The following is a 23236-nucleotide window of genomic DNA, read 5'->3' as shown; positions in this document are numbered from 1 at the left end:
AGGAGAAATTAATGAGAATAGATTATATAGAGCCATTTTTAGATGCTGCTTCTTCAGTTTTAAGAGATATGTTGCTTGTTGAAGATATTCATATGGGCAGCCCTGGACTTAAGTCAATAAATCAAAAAATAAAAGGGGTGTCTGTAATTGTAGGACTTGCAGGTTCTGTTGAAGGTAGTATTATTATTGATATGGATATTGATACTGCGCTTTTTGTTGCTTCAAAGTTGAATTTTGAGGAGTATGTTGATTTTGATGATGAAGAGACTAAAGAGATGGTAGCAGCAACTCTTACGGAAGTTGGTAATATTATTGCTGGTAATTTTGTTACTACTTTGCATGCTAAGGGTTTTGTATTTGATATAACCCCACCAGCTTTTATTTATGGAGAAAATATGAAAATAAGTAATAAAGGTTCTGAAGCATTAATAGTTCCCTTTACTTTACCAGATGGTAAAATTATCGAAGTTAATATTGCAATAAGAGAGAGGGTTTGATATGATTATGAAGTTGAAAGTACTTATTATGAAAGAAGAGGGTTTAGTATGATCCAGAAAACTACAATTGCTGTGGATTCTTCAAATAAACCAAAGGGGATCAATTATGACACTGGAGTTCCTTTTAATGTTTTGATTGTGGATGATTCAGTTTTTACTGTAAAGCAACTTACACAAATTTTTACTTCTGAAGGATTCAATATTATTGATACTGCTGCTGATGGTGAGGAAGCTGTGATTAAATATAAAAACCATTATCCTAATATTGATGTTGTTACTCTTGATATTACTATGCCCAAGATGGACGGGATAACTTGTCTTTCTAATATTATGGAATTTGATAAAAATGCTAAAGTAATAATGATTTCTGCTTTAGGAAAAGAACAGTTGGTGAAGGATTGTTTAATTAAAGGTGCAAAGACATTTATTGTAAAGCCTCTTGATAGAGCTAAGGTTCTTCAAAGAGTGATGTCTGTGTTTGTTAAATGAAATAGTATGTGCTTAATAGTTTAGTATTTTTTGTAAAAAATCATTGCATTACTTATTTCATTTAATTGTTTTGTGAAATATGACATGTTAAGATTAAAAATTTCTAATTTATTTTTATTATTGTTACCTATATGTAGCTCTAGCTTATAAAATCCCTTTTTGGTATATATTAGTGCTGAGGTTTTAAAAATTGAATTTATGGCTTTGATTTTGAATATTTTATATTTTGAAAAATCTTTGTCAACAATTTCACTTTGTAGTAAATATTTGTTGGCTTCTTTATAAGTTGGAGTTAATGCTTTGTAGTTAATTTTATCTTTTAAAATGCTCTTTATAAAATTTTCTGTTAATTCATATATTTGCATTTCATGTGTGTCTTTTGGATGTTTGGTATAATATTCTTCTTCTATTATTAAATTAAAAGCAGAATATTTTTTCATTGCTTCTGATGATCTTTTTTTAATTGAAGTTGTTATTAATCTTGAGTAAATTGATGTGTTAATAATTAATAACAGAAATATTTTTTTTATCATACATGTTCCTTATTGCTATTTATTATTCTTTTCACTTTTTCAATTTCTAAGGGAATTTTGCTTCTTCTTTTTGCATTTAGTTTGTCTTTTAATAAAACATTATTAAATATTTTTGCCATTTCATATACTTTTTCTTCGTTGAAATGGAATGGAATTTGAATTTTTCTATACTCAATTGGATTTTGTAATACTTTTTGCATTAGTATAATTGGATTTAGAAAACTTGCTTTAAAAAATTTATAAAAATTTGTTAAAAACAGCGCAAATGATATAAAAAGTGTAAATAAAAATATCCCAATTACAGAATCATTTTTTCTTTGCAGATACTTATCTATATAAAATTTTGTTTGATCTATTTCGATAATTTTGTATTCGCTGGGACTGTAGTAGAAAAATATATCATCAGATTTAGAATATATCGTTTTATTTGTATCTTTAATTATTAGTATAAAGGGATATTTTTCTTTGATATAGTTTTTTTCAGTTGTTATTGAGATGTTTTTTATGATATTAAATTCTTGCTTTTCTGGAATTATATTTGCAAAACCTGAACTTGAAAATATTATAAAAAATATGAATGGAATTAGTAAACTTATTGAAAATGTTCTGGCAAATGCAACTAAGATTAGATTTTTTTCTTTTGGATTATAATAAATTTCAATCATTAAGTCGTTAAATCTAAGGAGTCTTAAGAATCTTAATTTGAAAAGTGAAAGTACGATTGGACTTAGAATTGTTTCGTGAGGATTAATTATATTTTGGATTTGATGAGAGCTATAAAATATTAAGGGAATTAGGCAATGAATTAGATCAAAAAATAAATTATTTCTTATATATATTTGTAGTTTTTGTGAAAAATAAGCTTTTGAAATTTTGTATAAAAAAATCAAGATCAATATTATATCGAATAAAAATCCAATGAATATTAGAGCAAATCGGATCTTGTATGGCAAGAAAAGTATTATTGATAATTCTTCTATTAGGAATGCAAGTATTGATGCGATTAAAGTGGCCTTAAAAAAATTTGAAAGTATCTTTACCATTTATTTTTCCTAGCTATTTCTAGAAGTTCTTTAATAATTCTTGGATCATGCTCCTTTGAGCTTAATTGTTTTATTGAAAACCAGCTCTCGTCATAACCTATAAATCCCTTTATTCTATTATTTTTAATGTTTGGTATTCTGGTTCTGTTTGAAAAAATGGATATTAATGTTGCAATTGGCGATATGTTACTTAGATTTTCATACTTAAAGAGACTTTGAGTTATCAGACTAACTGTATTGTTATCTAAAAATTCAATTTCTTTGCTAACTAATTTTGCTGTATTTTCAATATTTCTTGGAATTAATTTTATTTCTTTTTCTAAATAAAATTTAATTATTAATACTCTTAATAAGAGTAGAATTTTTATGTAATTTTTTACAATTTTTGAAGAATCGAGCATATCATTTTCTTTTTTGATTAGGTGTGTTGTGTAAAAATTTTTGTCTTCAAAGAGTTTGTTTATATAAAATGTTATATGTCCGCTACTGATGGCATTAAAATCGTATAAAAATTCTTTTCTTAAGTAGGGATTTGCTTTAATAGAACTAAATATTAATTCTAGGTTATTTTTATTAAGCTCTTTGTTAAAGAGGTCTTTTACAATATTTAAATCAATAGATTCGATGTTTGATAAAACAATAGGAGTAATTATTATGTCGGTTTTTTCTTTAACGTATTGAATAAGTAAATCAGTATCAGATTTAAAATTTTCGTCTATAAATGTTGAAATAGTCTTTTTATTTTCTTCTAGATATTTGATTATTTCAATTTCTTTTTCAAAAACTGATAATCCCTTTATGCTTTCATGATTAAATAAATAATGATACAGGTGTGGAAAATATATTTTTGAATTCATTTGATTATATCCAAAAGTTCAGATGGACTATTTAAAATGTATTTTGCTCCGTTTTTTTTTAATTCTTTTATTGTTCTAAATCCCCATGAAACTCCTATGGGTAAAAATCCTGCATTTTGAGCAGTAATCATATCAACATCGCTGTCTCCGATGTATGCTATTTCCTTTGGTATGAGATTTAATTCTATTATCATGTCAAGTGCATTTGCAGGATCTGGTTTTGCCTCAAATCTTGGTGAGTAGCCTCTCACTTCAAAGAAGTTTATGTCTTTGAATATATCTTTTGATATTATTAATAGTTCTTCATGGTTTTTATTGCTTAAGATTCCAACAGGAATGTTAAGTGAATTTAGTTTTCTTAAAAGTTCTGGTATACCATCATATGCTCTTGTTAGGTAAGAAAGATTTTGATTGTATGCTTTTACAAATTCTTGATAAAGATTATCTTTGAGGTGTTTATCATTTAAGTTTACGTTAAGATGCTCTAAAGTGTTCTCTACTAATTTAGAATATCCTCTGCCAACAAGAGTGTTAAATTCATCTGTTTTAATTTCTGTATATCCTAATTTTTTTAGTGCCAAGTTCATTGAAAATGCAATATCCATGATGCTGTTTATTAAAGTTCCGTCCATGTCGAAAATGCAGGCTTTAATTCTCATATTTTAATCCTTTTGTCATTATCCTAATGTGCCTTCATTTTATCATTATTTTTTGCCTTTTATTAACTTTATTGCATGATTTTTGATATTTTACATTGTTTTTGATTTTTTTTCTGAAAATCTCTTGAAAATATTTGTTTTTAGTTTTAGCATGTCTGGTTAGGGTACAAATAAATGTTATTTACCTTTGTTAAATTTCAGGTTATCTTTAATGCAAGACATATTAATTTTAGATAAAGTTACTAAGCGATATGGTGATTTTATTGCTAATGATAATATTTGTATAAGATTTAAAAAGGGAGAAATACATGCAATTCTTGGTGAAAATGGTGCTGGCAAAACCACCTTAATGAAAATTATTTATGGAATTCACAAGCCCGATAGCGGGAAGATTTTTTTAAGAGGAAATGAACTAAAACTTAAAGATTCAAGCGAATCTATTCGAAGTGGTATTGGGATGGTTTTTCAACATTTTATGTTAATTCCAAAATTTACGGCTGTACAAAATATTATTTTAGGATATGAAGATTCAAAATTTGGATTTATTAATTATGATCGTGCAAAGAGGAGGATACTTAAACTTTCTGAAAGATATGGTTTAAAAATAGATACTGATAAGCCGATTGAGAATTTAAGTGTTGGGATGGGACAAAAAGTAGAAATACTCAAAGTTCTCTATAGAAATGCAGATATTATTATTTTTGATGAACCTACAGCGGTACTTACGCCTAATGAGATTGATGAATTTATGAATATTTTAAAAATATTGGCTGTAGAGGGGCATACTGTAATACTTATTACACATAAAATAAAAGAAATAAAGGCTGTGGCACAAAGGTGTACAATTATGCGTCTTGGGAAAGTAGTTGGGACTTTTGATATTACTAAGACTGATGAGGGGATGCTTACTAAATTAATGTTAGGCAAAGAAACTTTTCTTGATATTTCCAAGAGGCAGATTGTTGATCACACAAATGTTCTTGAGATTAGGGATTTAAGTGTTAAAGATGAACGAGGTGTTTTTAAAGTTAAGAATATTAGTTTTAATCTTAGAGAAGGTGAAATTTTTGGGATAGCTGGAGTTGAAGGCAGCGGTCAAGAAGAATTAGTCGAGGCGATTCTTGGGGTTAGAAATATCTTTAGCGGAGATATAATTAAGAGAGTTGATGGCAAATTTGAATCAATCAAGGGTCTTGGTGTTAAACAAATAATAGATAGGAAAATAGGCCATATTCCATCTGATAGACAAAAGCATGGTCTTATTTTAGATTTTAACATTTTGCAAAATATTGGAATTAAAAGTTTTGATGATGTGAATTATTTAAAAATGAAGAGTAGTGGTATAGGTAATGGTAAATTAAAGGTTAAGTTTTTAAATACTGTTAAAAAACAGTTTGTTAATTTTAATTTAACTCTTCTTAAGAAAATAAGTGAACAACTTGCAGCTTCATTTGATATTATACCAAGAGATATTTTAAGCAAAGTTAAAAATCTATCTGGAGGTAATCAACAAAAGGTTGTTGTTGCACGTGAAATTAATTTGAAACCCGATGTTCTCTTGGCAGTTCAACCTACAAGGGGACTTGATGTGGGTGCTATTGAAAATATTTATAAAAAATTTTTGGAGCAAAGGGATGAGGGTATGACAATTCTTCTTGTGTCTCTTGAGCTTGATGAGCTTGTGAGTATTTGTGATAGAATAGCTGTAATGTATGATGGTGGAATCGTCGGTGTTTTAGAGCATAATTTTGATTCTGGTGTTATTGGAAAAATGATGATGGGTATAGTTTGAATGAAAGTTAATAATTATAAATATAAAGAGGCAATTGCAGTATTTTTAGATTCATCGATATTTATTAATTTTTTTGCATTTTTTTTAGGGATTTTAATTCTTGGGTTAATAGTATTAATTCTTGGGTATTCTCCTTTGAGAATGTACTATATAATGATAGAGGTTATATTTTCTTCTCCTAAACATTTTGCGTATATTGTAAGCTATGCTACGCCATTGATTTTTACAGGCCTTTCGATTGGCATCGCTTTAAGAGTGGGACTTTTTAATATTGGTGTTGAGAGTCAATTTATGATTGGTTCAATTTCAGCTTTAATAGCTGGAATTTTTTTGGATTTTTCTCCTGTATTGCATGTAATTTGCATTTTCCTTTTTGCATCTTTAGTGTCAGGAATTTTAGGTGTTTTAATTGGATATTTAAAGATTAAATTTAACATAAATGAAGTAATTTCAGGGATAATGTTTAATTGGATTTTATTTCATTTGAATAATATAATTATAGATTTGCCCATTATTAAAAAGGATAATAGTGATTTATCTAAACCTATTCGAGAAAGCGCTTTTATTGATTTTTTTGGTTCTTGGAAACTTTCATCTGAGGGACTTGCTTATAGAGCAAAACATCCATTTATTAATGATTTATTAAAGGCCCCTCTTAATTTTGGGATAATTGTTGGGATTATTATTGCTATTTTAATGTGGTTTTTATTGAATAAGACGGTGATTGGGTTTAAAATAAGCTCTGTTGGACGTAATATTGTCGCTTCTTATCGTGTGGGAATTGATATTAAAAAGATTTTGATGTTTACCATGTTTCTTGCAGGTGCACTTGCGGGACTTGCGGGTGCTATACAGGTTATGGGTGTTAATAAGGCAATATTTAAGCTTACTTATATGGAAGGAACAGGTTTTAATGGTATAGCTGTTGCTTTGATAGGAAATAATTCTCCAATAGGAATAATATTTTCAAGTACTTTATTCTCAATTTTGTTTTATGGTAGTAGCAGAGTGCAAAGTTTAATGGGGTTGCCATCTTCAATTGTGTCTTTTATGATAGGGATAGTGGTGATTATGATTTCTGCTAGCCATTTTTTAAGTAAGATGTTTTTTAGGAGTATAAAAAGTGTCAAACGCACTAATATTTCTAATTAGTGAAACGCTCATAAATTCTCAAACCTTAATTTTGGCTGGTCTTGGAGGACTTATAAGTGAGAGATGTGGAATAATCAATATTGGTCTTGAGGGCACGATGGCTCTTGGGGCATTTGTTGGTGCTACAGTTGCATATTGTTATGGTAGTTCGTTATTTGCAATTTTTGCGGGAGGGCTTTCAGGGCTTGTTCTTTCAATTCTTCATGCTATTTTTACTGTTTTTCTTAAATCAGATCAGATAATAACTGGGATGGCTATTAATTTTTTAGGACCATCTGTTGCGATGTTGCTTGGGACTTTTATTTTTGGCTCTGCTTCAACTCCCCCAATAAATATTAAGTTACCTATACTTTTTGACGGAGTTTTGGATAAAAGGTCTCTTGTATTTCAGATTTTTGGTAAGAGATACTCACTCTATATTGCAATAACATGTGTTGTGCTTTTTCATGTTATGTTTAAATATACTAAAATTGGACTTAGGATTAAAGCTAGTGGTGAGGAACCAGAAGTTTTAGAATCTCTTGGAGTTAATGTATTTATGATTAGGTTTTTTTGTGTCCTTCTAAGTGGCTTATTTGCGGGAATTGCTGGAGCAGTTCTCTCTACTGTGATTGCTTCAAGTTATATGCAAGGAATTATTGGTGGGCAAGGTTTTATTGCCATTGTTATGGTGATTTTTGGGAATTGGCAACCTTTTGGAATTTTGATGGGTAGCTTTTTGTTTTCTTTTATAAGAACTTTAGTTGTTATGATATCGCAAGTTTCTTTCTTGTCTTTAATAATTCCTATTAAAATATTAATCATTTTACCTTATGTTGTAGTGATTTTGAGTCTTATGTTTTTTTCAAAAAGAAATTGTGCCCCTAAAGCTTTAGGTTTACCTTATAAAAAAGATTGATTTTTATGTTTATTTCTTTTAATATACAGGTGGAATTATTTAGGGTTTATTTGAGAATTATATTTTTTTGATATAAAGTTATGAGAGATATCTACTTAATTCTTATGTTTGTTAAATTAATTAGGTGAGTGATTAATTTACGAGGTAGGTTTATGTTAAAAATTAAGCACAGGTTTATTGGTTTTTTATTTTTATGTTTGTTGATAACCATATTGTTTTTTTCTTTAATTTTTAAGTTTATTTTGGGTAGTTATTTAGAACGTTATTATAAGCAACTTACAAGAGCTCAAATAAGACGGGCTGCTTTTGCTATGCAGGCTTTGTTAGATACATTTTATATCATAATTGATGGTGCAAGTTCTAATTTAGCTCTTGAGACTATGAGTGACTATTCGTTTATTAAGAATGGTGGTCATATTTTTTCAGAGGTCGAACTAGACAGTCTTAGAGAGAATTCTAAAATAGTTCTTGATGCTGTAAAGGGGAATAAAAAGTATCGAAATCGGGTATATGAAATATTGTTCAATTTAAAGCTTGATACTTTTTATGAAGAGTTTGCATTTCTTGATTTTGAAGGTAAAATAATTGTTTCTACGAGACATGCCAATAATATAGATTTTGGTCAGTCTGAGTCAAATACTGAGTATTTTAAAAAATCTGTAGAAGGATATAAAAAAAGTGAATTAAATTTTATTGGTTGGTATCCTGGTCTTACTGAAGGGATAGCAGGAGAGGTTGCTATTCGATCTCACTATAAAGATAAAAAAACTTCTGCCATAGTTGTTCCTGTATATTCAGCGGAAGATAAAGTGTTTCTTGGTTATTTGGTAGGTTATTTACTTGACGATGTGATAAGAGATAAGTTAGATAGATCTAGATTTGGTTTTTATAACAGAGGAAATTTATTTTATTTAGACCCGTACAATAATCTTGTTAATCCTTTAATAGAGTATAATGAGAGCTCTAAAGTTAGTGCTAAATTTATTAGTATTTTAAAGGATACATTGTCCAAGCCCCCTATGCAATCTCTTGTACCAGGTCAGATACCAGTTTATCAGATTGAAAGAGCGTATTTTCCTGAGATGAAGTTGTATAATTATTATGCCATATTGCCTATTAGCAGTGAACTTGGAAATAATAGTGGAATTCTTGTTGCCAGAATTCCTTATGAAGATATTTATGGGGTTATTGACAGTTTGACTTTTAAATTTATTGTATGTGCTATTTTAGGCATTGTTATATTGGTTGTTATTCTCTCAGTGAGGTTAGAGACAATTATTAGCTTTAGATTAAATTTGGTTAGAAATTTGGTAAAGGAAATAGTTCAAGGAAATTTAGATAAAAATTATGTTATTAATGATAAGTATTCTGATGAGCTTGGTTCATTGGGGTTACAAATTGTTAAAATGAGAGATGCTATTACGGATGCTATTACAAGTGTTCTTAAAAATATTAGTTATGTTAATAAGGCAAGTGTTGAAGTTGCTAATTCAAGTCAAAATTTAAGTTCTAGTGCTTTGCAGCAAGCTTCAACACTTGAAGAAATGTCAGCTAACATTGAACAGATATCATCTGGAGTTGAGATGAGTGTGAATAATTCCCGGGAAACAGAACGAATTGCCTTAATTACTAATGAAAATGCTCAAATAGGAGGTAGGGCTGTTGAAGAATCTGTTGTGGCTATGCAGTCTATTGTTGAGAAAGTCAGTGTTATTGAAGAGATAGCTAGAAAAACTAATTTACTTGCTTTAAATGCGGCTATTGAGGCTGCAAGAGCTGGGGATGAAGGCAAGGGGTTTGCTGTTGTAGCAAGTGAAATTAGAAAACTTGCTGATCTTAGCAAGGAGTCTGCACTTGAAATTGGTGAGTTAGTTGAAGGGAATTCTAGATTGGCAACGGAAGCTGGGTTGATATTTAAGGATATGTTACCTGAAATAGAAAAGACTACCAATCTTGTGAAGAAAATTTTTGAGGGAAGCTATAAGCAGAATGATCAAATTATACAATTTAAAGAAGCTCTTGATCAGGTTGGAGAAGTAGTTCAAGCTTCAGCATCAAGCAGTGAAGAGCTTTCAAGTATGGCTGATAGGATGCTTGAAAAGGCTAAAGAGCTCAAACAAGTAATATCTTTTTTCAAAGTTAAAGATTTTGAGGTTGATGCTTTTGATAAACTTAATGCTGGTGATGATGTTTTGATGACTGGAAACTTTACTTCTTTGAATATGGAGAGTAATTCACCTTTAGGAGATAGTCAAGATGATATACATGATAATTCAAAGGTAAGTTATGAGTCTATTAATAAGAGGGTAGATCCTAAGAAAGCCATTGATGTTATCGATAAAGATTTGGATTTTGATGATGACTTTTCAGATTTTTAGAATTTATTTTTGTAAGAGGTGGTTAACGTATGAAACTGAAAGTTAGGATATTACTTATTGTTAGTATTCTTATAGCAATTTTTATTTCTATATTGTTTTTCGTATTTGGGATGTTGATTAATTCTAGTTTAGTAGCTCAGCAGTTAGATCTTATGCAAAATCTTATTGGAAATGTAAAAAATTCTTTAACCCTTTATCTTTCTTCAATGGAAGAGAGAGTGAAAATTAACTCAATGTATTTAGACTCTTCATCTTTATTTGAATCCATTGCTAGAAGTAAGCCTAAGAGAATGGAAGCTATTTTAGATCAACTTGAGATCTTGGTTAAAACAGGCAAAGGTAGTAACCTGATGATAACCAATAAAAAAGGTGAAATAATATTTACTACTGCTGTCAAAGATAATAGTGATTATGGCATTTCTGTTGCAAATAAAGAATACTTTCTTAAGTTAAGGGGCACTAGTTCTATTTATAACTCTTCTGTGCTTTTAGCAGATTCTGGCTCGGTTGAAGAAGTTTTGATGAGAGATATTTCTGAGATAAGGAATAAATCAGGACAAATTCCTTATTTATTAATAGGTATTCCTTTAAGAGATCATAATACTAGTGATGTTTTTGGCTATTTTATGATCTTTTATGCTATCGATTACCTTTATAATTCATTTAAAGGTATTAGTTTTGGAGCATTGGGCAGCGGTCGTACTATGGTATTTGACCAAACGGGGTCATTTCTCATTCACCATACTTGGTTGCCTGGCGATAACTTAGTTAATGTTAATCCTTACTATGCTAGTGTAGTTAAGAGTACTTCTGAGGATTTAATTCAGAAGAATCAAGAAATTAGTTTTGGGCATTATGTTGACCTTCATGGGCAAAAATTTGTTGGGTTCGCTCAGAAAGTAAAATGCCATTTGTCTAATTTTTCTTTTATAGTATATCTAAGAGCTAATGCTAATGATTTTTATTATATGACTAGACTTACTACTTTTATTTTGGGAATAACTTTTGTAGTGACTTTAGTTATTCTTGGATTAGTTACTATTTATCTTGTAGGTAAACTCAGTGCTGTTTTAAATGGAATTTTGAGTTATTCTGGAAGACTTGCTTCTGGGGATTTTACTGTTTCAAGTTATTCTTTAGAATGGAAAACGTTAGAACTTCATGGCTTATATGAAGATTTGGAGCTTTTAAGGTCTAATTTTTCATCTATTGCCAGAGGAGTTATTGAAAACCTTGATTATCTTTATGAGAATGCAATTCAAATAGCAAATGCGAGTCAAAATTTAAGTTCTGGAGCAGTTGAACAAGCGTCTACATTAGAAGAAATGACAGCAAACATTGAGCAGATATCTCAAGGTGTTACTGAGAATACCGATAATGCTTCTACTACTGAGAGTATTGCTGTTAACACTAATGAGAAAACCAAGGAGGGACATGAATCTGTTACTAAAGCCATTGAGGCGATGGAGGTTATTACAGATAAAATAGGTGTTATTGATGAGATAACAAGGCAAACCAATTTACTTGCTCTCAATGCTTCTATTGAGGCTGCTAGAGTAGGGGATAAGGGTAAGGGATTCGAAGTTGTTGCTGCTGAGGTTAGAAAACTTGCTGATCAAAGCAAGGAATCTGCTAGAGAAATTATTGATATTGCACATAAAAGTTTGACTGTTGCAAGTAAAGCAGGTAATAATTTTGAGCAGATTGTTCCTGGAATGGAAAAAACGGCTGGACTTGTTAAAAATATTACTCGTGAAAGTTATAACCAAAGTAATCAAATTGGACAATTTAAGAATGCAATAGAACAAGTTAGTCAATTGGTTCAAACAACAGCATCAAGTAGTGAGGAACTTTCAGCAATGTCTGAGAGAATGTTAGATAGTGTTAAACATTTAAAAGAGTCAGTAGATTACTTTAAGATTGATAAGTAATTTATAGGGATATTAAATTATCCCTATAAATAATGATTTTAAAAATATATTATATTAGTGTTTTAAGGATTTTAGCTCCGCCTAAGCATTCGTCTTCTTGATAAAATATGCAAAATTGTCCCGGTGAAATTCCATAATCTTTTTCTTCTAGATCAACTTTTATGATATCATTTTTTAACATTTCTATTTTGCATTTTATTTTTTTCTCCCCATGTCTTATTTTGGCACTTAAGTTAGCATTGTTTAATGGTTTGTTTATCCAGTTTGTTTTGTGAACTAAAAATTGTTGCTTCCCTTGTTTCAGGTAATTTGTACTGTTTGAGATGTAAATGATGTTATTTTGAATATCCTTCTCTGTGACAAACCATGGGCCATGGCTGAGTTTGATACCTTTTCTTTGTCCAATTGTAAAAAACCAATACCCATTGTGTGTTCCAAGTATTTTGCCTGTTTCTTGTTCGATAATATTACCTTTAAGTTCTCCTAAATGATATTTTATAAATTCATCATATTTGATTTTACCAAGAAAACAGATTCCTTGACTATCTTTTCTATTTTTATTGGGCAAATCTATTTTTTGTGCTATTTGTCTTATTTCAGTTTTAAATAGGTCTCCTAATGGGAAATGCAGTTTTGATATTTGTTCTCTAGAAAGATGAGATAGAAAATAGCTTTGGTCTTTTATTTTATCTTTGGCTTGTTTAAGTATATAGTGATCATTTTTGTTTTCTGTTTTAGCATAGTGTCCTGTAACAATTAAATCATAATGTTCGTTTATCTTGTCAAAGAATGCACCAAATTTTATTCTTTGATTACAAAATATATCTGGACTTGGGGTATTACCAATTTTTAATTCTTCGATAGCATAAGTTACTACTCTCTTGTAATACTCGTCTTGTAAGCTGATAATTTCGTATGGTACATTAAATTTTTTACATACAGCCTCTACATAATTGATATCTTCTTTCCAAGGGCACTCTCCTATGTAGGAAAGTTCGTCTTCAAGCCAAATTTTTAGATAATAACACTTTATATTTTTATAACCTTTTTGTATCATTGTATAAAGGGCTACAGAGCTGTCTACTCCACCAGATAGAAGTACTGCTATTTGCATAATTTGCTTCTCCTTTCATCATAGCATATTGAACTTTGATGTTTTTATGATCTATAGTATATTACTTGGTAATTATTTTTTTAATCGGGGTAAATTGATGAAAGTAGGTATTAGTGATATTAGAGTTTTTTTGCCTTCAAATTGTTTAAGCTTACATGTTCTTTTAAACAATTCTTTGTATAATTCTGATGAAAATTTTTTTAAGAAATTTAATAGAGCAATTGATGCAACCCTGCAGAAAGCGTTTAGATTTACAAATCCTAATGAAGACAGTGTTACAATGGCTAGCTCTGCTGTTAAACTAATTTTTGATAATAATAATCTTGAGTTAGATAAAATGAGAGTATTTTTAGGTGGAACTGAGACAGGTGTAGATTATTCAAAGTCAATTTCATCTTATGTCTATGGAGCTTTGAAGTTAGCTGGTATTAATTTATCAAATAATTTCTTAACTTTTCAAGTTCAACATGCATGTGCAGGTTCTGCACTTTCTTTGCACAGTGCTGCAAGTATTTTAAGTTATTTAGATAAATCTGAATATGGAATAGTATTTTCTAGTGATATCGCACATTATAGTAATCTTACTACAGCAGAAATTACTCAAGGGGCTGGAGCAACAGCGGTTCTTATTGAGCAAAATCCAAAAGTTTTATCTATTAATTTGTCTGAGTTTGGAGTTTATACTGATGATGTTGATGATTTTTTTAGACCATTTGGAAGTCTTGAGGCTAAGGTAAAGGGACGTTATTCTATTGACTGTTATAATAAGGCGAATGAAGAGGCTTTAGCAAATTTTGCATATAAGAAAAATATGAGTATTAAGGATTTATTTTCTAAATATAGGTTTATTTTACATGTACCTTTTGCACAAATGCCTATAGATTCAATGCATTATGTTTTAAAGAAACATTATAGTGAAGATGAATCTGAGAGAAATGCTTATTTAGAATCAATAGACTTTTATGATTCTGTTGAGGCTTCTAAGGAGGTGGGAAATTTATATACAGGATCAATATTTTTATCTTTAATGTCTTATTTAAAGCGAGTATTTGCAAAAAAGGATATTAGTGGTGAGAGAATACTTTTTTGTTCCTATGGATCTGGTAATATTATGGTTATTTATGAGCTTACAGTTGAAGAGAATGCTCATTGTGTTGTTAAGACCTGGGATATTGATAAAATGTTTTCAGTAAGACATGATGCAAATTTTGATGAGTATAGAGATTTTTTTGAAAATAGGATTATTCCAGGTGAATCTCAAGGTTTTTATTTAAAGGAAATTAGAGAGGATGGATACCGGGTTTATGGGTATCGAGCCTAATATATTAGATAATAAAAAACGACAAATTGAAATTTGTTTAAATAAAGAGGATGTTAATAAAAGTGATAATCTTTTAAATTTTGTTAATTTAAAGCATGATGCACTTAGTGAGCTTAATTTTTGTGAGATAAATACGAGAGAGAGTATATTTGGCTATGATATTGCCATGCCTATTTTAATCTCATCAATGACAGGAGGCGTTAGAGAGGGTAATAGACTGAATAAGTCTCTTGTTAAGATTGCAAATGATTTAAGAATTCCAATGAGTCTGGGATCTTTTAAGCTTGTATTTAAATATCCTGAATATATTAAAGATTTTTCCTTAAAGAAGTATGCTTATAATATTCCTTTATTTTCAAATATTGGTGCTACTCAGTTAAGAGAATTTGGGATTTTTGAAATAATTGAAATGAATAAGAGACTTGAGGTTGATGCCATAATTGTACATTTAAATTCAGGTCAAGAATTAATGAATTTAAGAGGTGAGAGAAACTTTAGAGGAATTAAAGACTCAATTGAGAGGCTTTGCTCTGTATCAAATATTCCAGTTATTGTTAAAGAGACAGGCTTTGGAATTTCTCCCGATTCTGTTATCAGATTGCTAGAGCTTGGGGTTTCTTATGTTGATCTTGCTGGTAGTGGTGGAACTAACTGGGTTTTGGTTGAAGGAATTAAAGATGAAAATTTGGATATTGCGTCTTGTTTTGCTAATTGGGGCATATCGTCGGTTTTAACGTTACTTAGTATTAAAGATTTTTTTAAAGATAGAGTTTTTGCATCAGGAGGGTATGAGACTGGAATGGATATTGCCAAAGGCATTGCGCTTGGGGCTAAATTGGTAGGCATTGCAGCGGCCATTCTAAGGGTTTTTTATGCGGGGGGTGAGGATGCTTTATATAACCTTTTAAAAGGTTATGAATATGTTTTAAAGATGTCTATGCTTTTAAGTAATAGTAAAGATTTGTCACAGTTTAGGTTAAATAAATATTTTTTAAGTCATCCGTTGCCGTTTAATGTTAAGAGCTTTAAAGATTTTTATGAGACTTAGTAAAAATTTTAGAAGTAAAAGTATTTCAGATAAAAAACGAGAGATAAAGAGTCTTTTGAAAATGAATCTTTTTGATTTTTTTTATGATTCTGCTGATGAAGATTTTCTTTGTCACATGATAGAGAATTATGTTGGTTATTTATCCTTGCCCATTGGCATTGTAAAAAACTTAAAGGTAAATGGCAAATATTATACTGTACCTATTGCTACGGAAGAACCTTCAGTTATTGCCGCATTAAATTTTTCAGCTAAGATTCTTGAACATGCTAATTTAAGTTATTTTGTGGGTGAAGTGTTAGGAATTGCTCAAGTTTATATAAAGACAGATAAAGACTTAAGTGATATGTTTCTTAGTCTTTTTGAAAAGATTGATCTTTGGTCTAAGCCTCTTTTGCATAATATGGAACGTAGAGGTGGCGGCTTTAGGAAACTTTCAACTAAGTTTATTAAGGAAATTGGTATTCAAAAATTAAATATCTATGTAGATGTTTGTGATGCTATGGGTTCAAATTTGCTAAATTCAATAGCTGAGAGAGTGGCTCATCATATTACTCTAGAGTTTGGGTATGAGTGTGTTTTAAAAATTTTAAGTAATGATTCGAATGATTTTGCTATAAAAGCTAATTTTAAATTAAATATTAATGATTTGCTTAAAGATAATGCAGAATCTTTGGTTTTGGCTCAAAATATTTCACTTATTTCTAAGATAGGATTTTTTGAAGAGGAACGTGCTGTTACTAATAACAAAGGTATTATGAATGGCATAACAGGTTTATGTGTTGCGACACTTAATGATACAAGGGCTATTGAGGCATGCATACATAAATTTGCTTCAAGAAGTGGTGTATATTTACCTCTTAGTAAATTTTATATTTCTGATGAAAATTTGATTGGAGAGATTGAATTGCCTTTACAAGTTGGCATTAAAGGAGGTTCGGCTGGTTCTCATGAAGCGGCTATATTGAGCTTTAAGATTATGGAGATTGATTGCAAAAAAGAGTTTATGGGTGTTCTTTCTTGTGTTGGCCTTGCAAGTAATTTTGCGGCTTTAAGAGCACTTGCTTTTGATGGAATTCAGAGAGGACATATGAAGTTGCATGTTAATAAAATTTTATATCTTCTTGAAAGAGATTATACTATTTCTAGTGATGAGAGAGAAAAAATATTATTTAAAATGAGTGAGAGTGGGATTTATTCCCTTAATTTTGCTCTTAAAATTTTAGAGGATTTAAGAACATAGTGTGAAGATTAGATGTAAGGTAAATCCTAGTTTGGCATTAATTAAGTATTGGGGGAAGAGAGATAAATTTTTAAATATTCCAGCTACTTCAAGTATTGCTGTAAGTGTTGATAAATTTTATTCAATAAGTGAACTTGAATTGTCATGTAAGGATGAAATAATTTTAAATTCAAGGGCTGTTGTATTGAGCGAGAGAGAAATAAATTTTTTTAACCATGCAAGAAAAATCTTAAATAAGCCAAATGTTGGGTTTAGGGTAATTAGTGAAAATAATTTTCCAACAGCCGCAGGACTTGCAAGTTCAAGCTCTGGTTTTGCATCTATTGCTGCTTGTATTTTAAGATATTTTAATCAATATTCTCATCAAAAAGCTTCACAGCTTGCAAGAATAGGTTCAGCGTCGGCCTCAAGAGCTATTTATGGTGGATTTACCTTTTTAAAGGAAGGTGCAAGGAGTGCATTTCAGTTGGATAGTTTTAATTGTTTTAGTGATTTGTGCATAATATTTGCTATAGTTGATAGCAGAAAAAAAGAGATTTCTTCAAGGGTTGCCATGGAGATTTGCAAGCAAGAGAAATTTTATTGGGGTGCTTGGATTGAGTCCAGTCGTAATATATTTAAGGAAGCTTTGTATTTTTTTTTAAAGGGAGATTTTAATGGATTTGGTCTTAAAATTGTAAAGAGTTATCAGTGTATGTTTGCTTTAATGTTATCATCTTCCATTATTTATTTTAAAAGTAATACTATAGAATTAATCAAGTATATTGCCGATCTTAGAAGTAAAGGTATTCCTGTTTTTGAAACGATGGATGCTGGGCCACAGGTTAAGGTGTTGTGTTTAAAGAAAGATTTGGAATTAATTTTGACTAAACTTACTAGCAATTTTAGAGATGTTAATTTTATTGTTTCAAAAATTGGAAGTGGTTTAGAATGGATATAATTAGTTTTTCAGTGCCTGGTAATTTACTTTTAATGGGTGAATATTTTATTTTGGAAGAAGATGGTTTTGGACTTGCAATTGCAATAAAAGAAAGAGCTTATTTTTCTTTTAAACGAAGTGATGCTTGGCGTTTTTTTGCTAAAAAAACCAAAATTGATGATTTTACTTTAATAAAAAATAATGATGATTTTGTTTGTAGGATGTTTAGGTATTTAAAACAGAAATATTTTGCTAATTTAGAAGATTTTTCCTTTGATGTTTATATTGATACAAGTAATTTTTTTTTAAATAGTGGTGTAAAAAAAGGATTTGGTTCGAGTGCTGTTATTGCTGTTGGGCTTGTATGTGGAATCTTTTTGATTTTGAATAATAATTATTTTGTTAAAGATAAAATTTTTATGTATTGTCTAGAAGCTTATAGGTATGCTCAAGGAGGTATAGGTAGTGGATATGATATTGCTACTAGTCTTTTTGGTGGAGTTGTTCAGTTTAAGGGTGGAGATCTTCCTTCATATGAGCGTTTAGAGAATATATATTTTAATAATTTTTATTTAATGCGAGGTCCTAGTCCAGTTAAAACTACTAGTTCGATTATTAAATATTATGAACATAAGGATTCTTTAATGAGTTTTATAAAAGATATTAATATTGTAATGAAAAAAATTGTTCTTAATATTAGCAATTCTTCTGATTGTTTATTGTCTAGTTTGAAATTGGCAAAAAATATAGGATTAAACATTGGGGAAAAGATAGGCATTTCTGCTAATTTGCCTTTAAATCTTGCTTATCTTGAAAATGAATGTACTTTAATTAAGGCTTTGGGTGCTGGCAATGAAACTTTTTTAGTCTATGAGCCAAATTTTGAAGTTTTTGAACAATTTAATATTGAACCAATAAATCTAGATTTAGATGGTGTTAAATTTCAGTAAATGTTTATAATAAAAAAGCCTTCTAAAATACTGTTTTTAGGAGAACATAGTGCTGTATATGGTTTTCCAGTGATTGGTGCTACGATACCTCTTTATATGTACTTAGTTTATACATTTTCTGGTTCTTGGAAATATTTGGGAGTTCCTTCTTTAAAAATAGACGAGGTAATACATTTTATTAATAATAGATTTAATAAAGTCCGACCCATTGAATTTTTAATATTTTCCCAGATTCCAGTTGGATTAGGATTTGGTTCCTCTGCTAGTCTTAGTTTATGTTTTGCTGAATATATTGTAAGTCATGATGAATATCGTACTTACGATAAAATTTTGTTGGCAAGGGAAATTGAAAATATTTTTCATGGAAGATCTTCTGGGATGGATGTTTTTCTTGTTGAGTTAGATGGAACTTTTTATTTAGAGAGAAAAAATGGATCTTTCAGTTATAGAAGAATAGCATTTTGTAATTTTTATTTTCTGATTGGAGCAGTCAGAAGGGAATGTACAACAAATAAAATCATATCTGATTTGAATTACAGAATTTCTCTTGATAATAGTCAATTTGAAATTATTGAAAAACTTGGTTGTATTGTTAAGAATTCTTATGTTGCTTTTAATAAACGCGATATTCTTTCATTGACGAATAATATGAATGTTGCGAATAATTATTTAAATTCTTTGGGTTTATCTTCAGGTACGCTTGATTATGTAATAGAAAAAGGTAGACAATTTAAGGCTCTTTCTGGCAAATTGAGTGGTGCTGGTAGGGGTGGGGCTTTTATTTTGCTTTTCCAGGATAAAAATGATGCTAGCTTGTGCTTGGAGGAATTAAGTAAAGATTTAGATAGGAATAATATCAACTTGATCTTTCCACTTAAAATATTTAAGTTTTAATGCATAAAGACATATACGAAAAATGTTTTTAGAAGCTAATAAATTATATGTTATGTAGTGTTTTTTTAGTAACTTTATAGCAAACAGCATGCTTTAAATCCGCTTGAATAAAGTAATTTTGGGTTCAGAGGGATTCGAACCCCCGACATCCTGCTTGTAAGGCAGGCGCTCTGACCATCTGAGCTATGAACCCTTTTGATACTGGAAAACATTATATAAAATAAATTTGATTTATGTCAATTTATTCAGAATTTTTCTCCGAAAAGAACTACAAATATGTTTTTTTTATCTTTTGTTCGTAGTACACATCCTCCCATTTTACTTGTGTCTTTATTTAAAAGAGCTTTTTTGTGTTTTTTGCTTTTAAGCCAAGCTCCAGTTACATCTTTGACATCCATCCCTGCTGCTAAAATCTCTCTTATCCTACAAAAGTGTTTATCATATTTTTTGACTCTTTGCATGGGAGTTGTGCCAAAGAGTGTATGAGTTAATACTTTATTTTCATTAAGATTTATTGCATATTCTTTTGTCACTATCTCAAGAGTTTTATCTATTTCTAGCTTTTTTAAGTGTAGATCATTTCTTAATTGGTGAATTGATGAATAAAGAAATTCTAAGTCTTCATTTATACCTAAGAGTGTAAATTGACTTGTAAAAATTAAAATAATAGAAATAAATTTCTTTTGCATAATAAGCCTACTTGTACTAAAATAATGTCATTATAACATATATTTAATTATTTTAAGTAGGAGGATAATATGGCAAATCATTTAAATTATTTGAAGATAGATGATTTAGATAAAATAAATTTAAAACTTCAAGAATTGTTAGCAGGTCTCCATGTTTTTTATGCTAATTTGAGAGGTATTCATTGGAACATAAAAGATATTAATTTTTTTGTAATTCATAAAGAAGCCGAAAAACTTTATGATTATGTTGCAGAGGTTATCGATATTTTAGCTGAGCGATCTAGAGCACTTGGGTATGATTCTGAATTTAGATGTTCTGAATTCATTAAGAAATCATTTATTAATGAAATTAATTTAGATATCACTTCAAGTCTTGAACCTTCAATTAGAAGTATTGTTTGTAATCTTAATGACATTCTTGAAAATATGTCTAACACAAGGTGTTTTGTTGATAGCACATCTGATTATGGGACGGCTAATATTTTGGATGATATTATTGTTTCTTTTGAAAAGTATTTATGGATGTACAGAGCTTTGTTAAGTGATTGTAAGTGTTCATGTCATAAGAGAGAGTGCTGTAGTGAAAAACATTAATCTTGTGATATGATGTAAAAATGCTTTTTTATATTTATTTTGTATGTCTTAATTAAATATAATTATGATTTAATTGAAGAAAGCTATAGCAGGATCTATAGCTTTTATGGTGTTTGAGGACTTTATGGAAATTAGAAATATTGGGATTATGGCACATATTGATGCTGGCAAAACTACTACTACAGAAAGAATTATATATTATACTGGTAGAACTCATAAGATAGGCGATGTTGATTCTGGCAATACTATTACTGATTGGATGGCACAAGAACAAGATAGGGGTATTACAATTAGCTCTGCTGCTATTACTTGCTATTGGAAAAATCATCAGATAAATATTATTGATACTCCTGGGCATGTGGATTTTACAGCTGAGGTTGAAAGATCTCTTCGTGTTCTTGATGGAGGAATTGTTGTTTTTAGTGCTGTTGATGGAATTCAGGCACAAACTGAAACGGTTTGGAAACAGTCATCAAAGTATAGTATTCCAAGACTTGCTTACGTTAATAAGATGGATCGTGTAGGAGCGAATTTTTTTAAAGTAGTTGAGGACATAAAAAATAAATTTGGTATAGTTCCGATAGTTTTACAAATTCCAATTGGGAGTGAGAATAACTTTGAAGGAGTAATAGATATTATTCGCAATAAAGAATTGCATTTTGAATTTAGGGATGGCAAACCTATTGTGCTTGAGAGTGTGGTTCGTAAAGAATTTGTTGAAAATGTTAAAATTTTCAGGGAAAATTTAATAGATTCTATTAGTAATTTTAGTGACAAAATTACTAAACTTTTTCTTGAAAATTCTGTTATTGATGATTCGCTCATAATTGAAGAGATTAGAAGATGCACTATTAGTGGTTTTATTATTCCTGTTTTGATGGGAACTAGTCTTAAAAATATTGGTATAGAGCCTTTAATAGATGCAGTTGTAGATTATCTTCCAAGCCCTTTTGAAAAAGAAATTAGTGCTTATTCTTTAAAAACGGATAGAAGTGTATTAATTGATCCTAAAAATGAAAAAAGGTTATCTGCACTTGTGTTTAAGGTTCAATATTGTAGTGCAATTGCTGCGCATCTTTATTTTATTAGGGTCTATTCAGGGGCACTTAATTCGTCTAAAAGGATTGTTAATATTGCTAAAAATAAACGTGAAAAATTTACAAGGATTTTTCGGGTTTTTTCAAATAAAAATGAGCAAATTGATGAAGTCAAAGCAGGAGATATTGGGGCAGTTATTGGACTTAAATATTCTACAACGGGAGATACGCTTGTTGAGGAAAGTAATGAGGTTGTGCTTGAGCCTTTAGTATTTCCAGAACCAGTTGTCTTAATATCTATTGAGCCAGAGAAAGTATCTGATGATATTAGGCTTAAAGAAGCTCTTGAAATTATTGCTAAAGAAGACCCTACTTTTAGTTATAAAGAAAGTAAAGAAACAGGACAATTATTGGTATCTGGAATGGGTGAACTACATCTTGAAATTATTATTATGAGAATTAGAGATGATTTTAAGCTTAATGTTTATACAGGTAAACCCCAAGTAAGCTATAGGGAGAGTTTAAGTTCGACAGTTAATGATGTATTTGAGTTTGTTAATATATTTGCAGGTAAGGAACTGAATTTAAAAATTGGGATGATTGTTAGTCCTCTGGTGAGAGGTGAAGGAAATAAAATAGAATTTGAGTGCGATGTTGAGCCTTTGTTCAAGGCTGCAATATTAAAGGGTATAACTTCTTCCTTTGCAAGTGGTATTATTGGATATCCGATTATTGATGCAGGAATTAAGATTACTTCATTAAATTATGATAAGTCCAAAGTTAATGAATTTGTCATTGAGTCAATAGCGAGTCTTGCTTTTAATGAATTTTTTAAAAGGGCAAATCCTATTAAGCTTGAGCCAATAATGATGTTAGAAATTAGAACTCCTATTGAGTATACTGGGGAGGTTATTTCTACATTGAATTTTATTGGTGGAATGATTCATTCTATTAGCAACATTGAGAACTATGAGATAATCAAAGCCGAAGCGGCTTTTGAAAAACTTTTTGGGTATGCCTCGATTTTAAGAAGTGCTACTAAAGGTAGAGGGATTTTTACCATGGAATTTTCGTATTTTAAAGAAAAATGTGAGTGATCATTTTTTTTTAAATATTTATAAATCAATTTATGCATAAGTTTATGTCTTTAAATTATAAGGTACATGTTTATTTGATATTTTATTTTCTCTATTCTTTTAAA

21 protein-coding genes and 1 tRNA gene are annotated in these 23236 nt (G+C 29.8%); 15 read left to right on the top strand and 7 right to left on the bottom strand.

Translation table 11 applies throughout. The features are described 5' to 3' along the window. The first annotated feature begins 11 nt into the window (after positions 1-11). Together QMG63_RS01045 and QMG63_RS01040 are read left to right on the top strand one after the other, a co-directional pair. Positions 12-497 (top strand): chemotaxis protein CheX, encoded by a 486-nt coding sequence (locus tag QMG63_RS01045; protein ID WP_025408255.1) that lies wholly within the window; start codon positions 12-14, stop codon positions 495-497. 48 nt (positions 498-545) lie between these two features. Beyond that, positions 546-986 (top strand): response regulator, encoded by a 441-nt coding sequence (locus QMG63_RS01040; protein WP_011772607.1) that lies wholly within the window; start codon positions 546-548, stop codon positions 984-986. Between the two features lie 20 nt (positions 987-1006). Here the strand turns inward: QMG63_RS01040 and QMG63_RS01035 are convergent, their stop codons facing one another. Genes QMG63_RS01035 through QMG63_RS01020 form a run of 4 tightly spaced genes read right to left on the bottom strand, consistent with a single transcriptional unit; the run spans position 1007 to position 4078 of the window. Continuing rightward, entirely contained in the window at positions 1007-1519 is a 513-nt protein-coding gene (locus QMG63_RS01035) for a hypothetical protein (protein ID WP_281860946.1), read from the bottom strand. After that, positions 1516-2562: a hypothetical protein gene (locus tag QMG63_RS01030; RefSeq protein WP_281860944.1), complete on the bottom strand. Its 1047-nt coding sequence runs from the start codon at positions 2560-2562 to the stop codon at positions 1516-1518. Before QMG63_RS01030 ends, QMG63_RS01035 begins: the two co-directional genes overlap by 4 nt. Next, positions 2556-3419, bottom strand: coding sequence for a hypothetical protein (locus QMG63_RS01025; RefSeq protein ID WP_281860942.1), 864 nt, complete (start codon positions 3417-3419; stop codon positions 2556-2558). The genes QMG63_RS01030 and QMG63_RS01025 overlap by 7 nt, the downstream gene beginning before the upstream one ends. Then, positions 3416-4078: an HAD family hydrolase gene (locus QMG63_RS01020; protein ID WP_281860940.1), complete on the bottom strand. Its 663-nt coding sequence runs from the start codon at positions 4076-4078 to the stop codon at positions 3416-3418. Before QMG63_RS01020 ends, QMG63_RS01025 begins: the two co-directional genes overlap by 4 nt. 211 nt (positions 4079-4289) lie before the next feature. Between QMG63_RS01020 and QMG63_RS01015 the strand changes: the two genes are divergently transcribed. From QMG63_RS01015 to QMG63_RS00995, 5 genes are all read left to right on the top strand, one after another. Then, entirely contained in the window at positions 4290-5870 is a 1581-nt protein-coding gene (locus tag QMG63_RS01015) for an ABC transporter ATP-binding protein (RefSeq protein ID WP_281860939.1), read from the top strand. After that, entirely contained in the window at positions 5871-7022 is a 1152-nt protein-coding gene (locus QMG63_RS01010; protein ID WP_281860938.1) for an ABC transporter permease, read from the top strand. After that, entirely contained in the window at positions 6994-7920 is a 927-nt protein-coding gene (locus QMG63_RS01005; RefSeq protein ID WP_281860936.1) for an ABC transporter permease, read from the top strand. Before QMG63_RS01010 ends, QMG63_RS01005 begins: the two co-directional genes overlap by 29 nt. Positions 7921-8072: 152 nt before the next feature. After that, positions 8073-10298 carry a methyl-accepting chemotaxis protein gene (locus QMG63_RS01000; RefSeq protein ID WP_281860934.1) on the top strand — a complete coding sequence of 742 codons (2226 nt, stop codon included), beginning with the start codon at positions 8073-8075 and terminating at the stop codon, positions 10296-10298. 29 nt (positions 10299-10327) lie between these two features. After that, complete coding sequence (locus QMG63_RS00995) at positions 10328-12229, top strand: methyl-accepting chemotaxis protein (RefSeq protein WP_281860932.1); 1902 nt, start codon at positions 10328-10330, stop codon at positions 12227-12229. 49 nt (positions 12230-12278) lie between these two features. Here QMG63_RS00995 and mnmA read toward each other — a convergent pair whose 3' ends face one another. Then, positions 12279-13343, bottom strand: coding sequence for a tRNA 2-thiouridine(34) synthase MnmA (gene mnmA, locus QMG63_RS00990; protein WP_281860930.1), 1065 nt, complete (start codon positions 13341-13343; stop codon positions 12279-12281). A 97-nt stretch (positions 13344-13440) separates the two neighbouring features. Between mnmA and QMG63_RS00985 the strand changes: the two genes are divergently transcribed. The 6 genes from QMG63_RS00985 to mvk are packed head-to-tail and all read left to right on the top strand — an operon-like array spanning position 13441 to position 19715. Further along, positions 13441-14664: a hydroxymethylglutaryl-CoA synthase gene (locus QMG63_RS00985; protein ID WP_281862061.1), complete on the top strand. Its 1224-nt coding sequence runs from the start codon at positions 13441-13443 to the stop codon at positions 14662-14664. Continuing rightward, the gene (gene fni, locus QMG63_RS00980; RefSeq protein ID WP_281862060.1) at positions 14648-15712 is read left to right on the top strand and encodes a type 2 isopentenyl-diphosphate Delta-isomerase; all 1065 of its coding nucleotides are present in this window, start codon (positions 14648-14650) and stop codon (positions 15710-15712) included. Before QMG63_RS00985 ends, fni begins: the two co-directional genes overlap by 17 nt. Further along, complete coding sequence (locus QMG63_RS00975) at positions 15702-16952, top strand: hydroxymethylglutaryl-CoA reductase, degradative (protein ID WP_281860928.1); 1251 nt, start codon at positions 15702-15704, stop codon at positions 16950-16952. The genes fni and QMG63_RS00975 overlap by 11 nt, the downstream gene beginning before the upstream one ends. A gap of 1 nt (position 16953) precedes the next feature. Further along, complete coding sequence (gene mvaD, locus QMG63_RS00970) at positions 16954-17892, top strand: diphosphomevalonate decarboxylase (RefSeq protein ID WP_281860926.1); 939 nt, start codon at positions 16954-16956, stop codon at positions 17890-17892. Beyond that, positions 17883-18821 carry a GHMP family kinase ATP-binding protein gene (locus tag QMG63_RS00965; RefSeq protein WP_281860924.1) on the top strand — a complete coding sequence of 313 codons (939 nt, stop codon included), beginning with the start codon at positions 17883-17885 and terminating at the stop codon, positions 18819-18821. The genes mvaD and QMG63_RS00965 overlap by 10 nt, the downstream gene beginning before the upstream one ends. Then, positions 18822-19715, top strand: a complete 894-nt coding sequence (mvk, locus tag QMG63_RS00960; RefSeq protein WP_281860922.1) for a mevalonate kinase — start codon at positions 18822-18824, stop codon at positions 19713-19715. Between the two features lie 119 nt (positions 19716-19834). Here the strand turns inward: mvk and QMG63_RS00955 are convergent. Next, positions 19835-19908 (bottom strand) — tRNA-Val (locus QMG63_RS00955). A 52-nt stretch (positions 19909-19960) separates the two neighbouring features. Further along, a complete protein-coding gene (locus QMG63_RS00950; RefSeq protein ID WP_281860920.1) occupies positions 19961-20404 on the bottom strand; it encodes a CAP domain-containing protein in 444 nt (147 codons plus the stop codon). Positions 20405-20473: 69 nt separating this feature from the next. Between QMG63_RS00950 and QMG63_RS00945 the strand changes: the two genes are divergently transcribed. Both QMG63_RS00945 and fusA read left to right on the top strand, forming a co-directional pair. Next, positions 20474-20998, top strand: coding sequence for a Dps family protein (locus QMG63_RS00945; protein ID WP_281860919.1), 525 nt, complete (start codon positions 20474-20476; stop codon positions 20996-20998). A 124-nt stretch (positions 20999-21122) separates the two neighbouring features. Further along, entirely contained in the window at positions 21123-23132 is a 2010-nt protein-coding gene (gene fusA, locus QMG63_RS00940) for an elongation factor G (protein ID WP_281860917.1), read from the top strand. Positions 23133-23236 lie beyond the last annotated feature (104 nt).

Source organism: Candidatus Borrelia fainii, assembly GCF_027925085.1.
Lineage (GTDB): Bacteria > Spirochaetota > Spirochaetia > Borreliales > Borreliaceae > Borrelia > Borrelia turicatae.
Note: the sequence above shows the minus strand (reverse complement) of the source record. Positions and strands in the feature narration are given on the sequence as shown.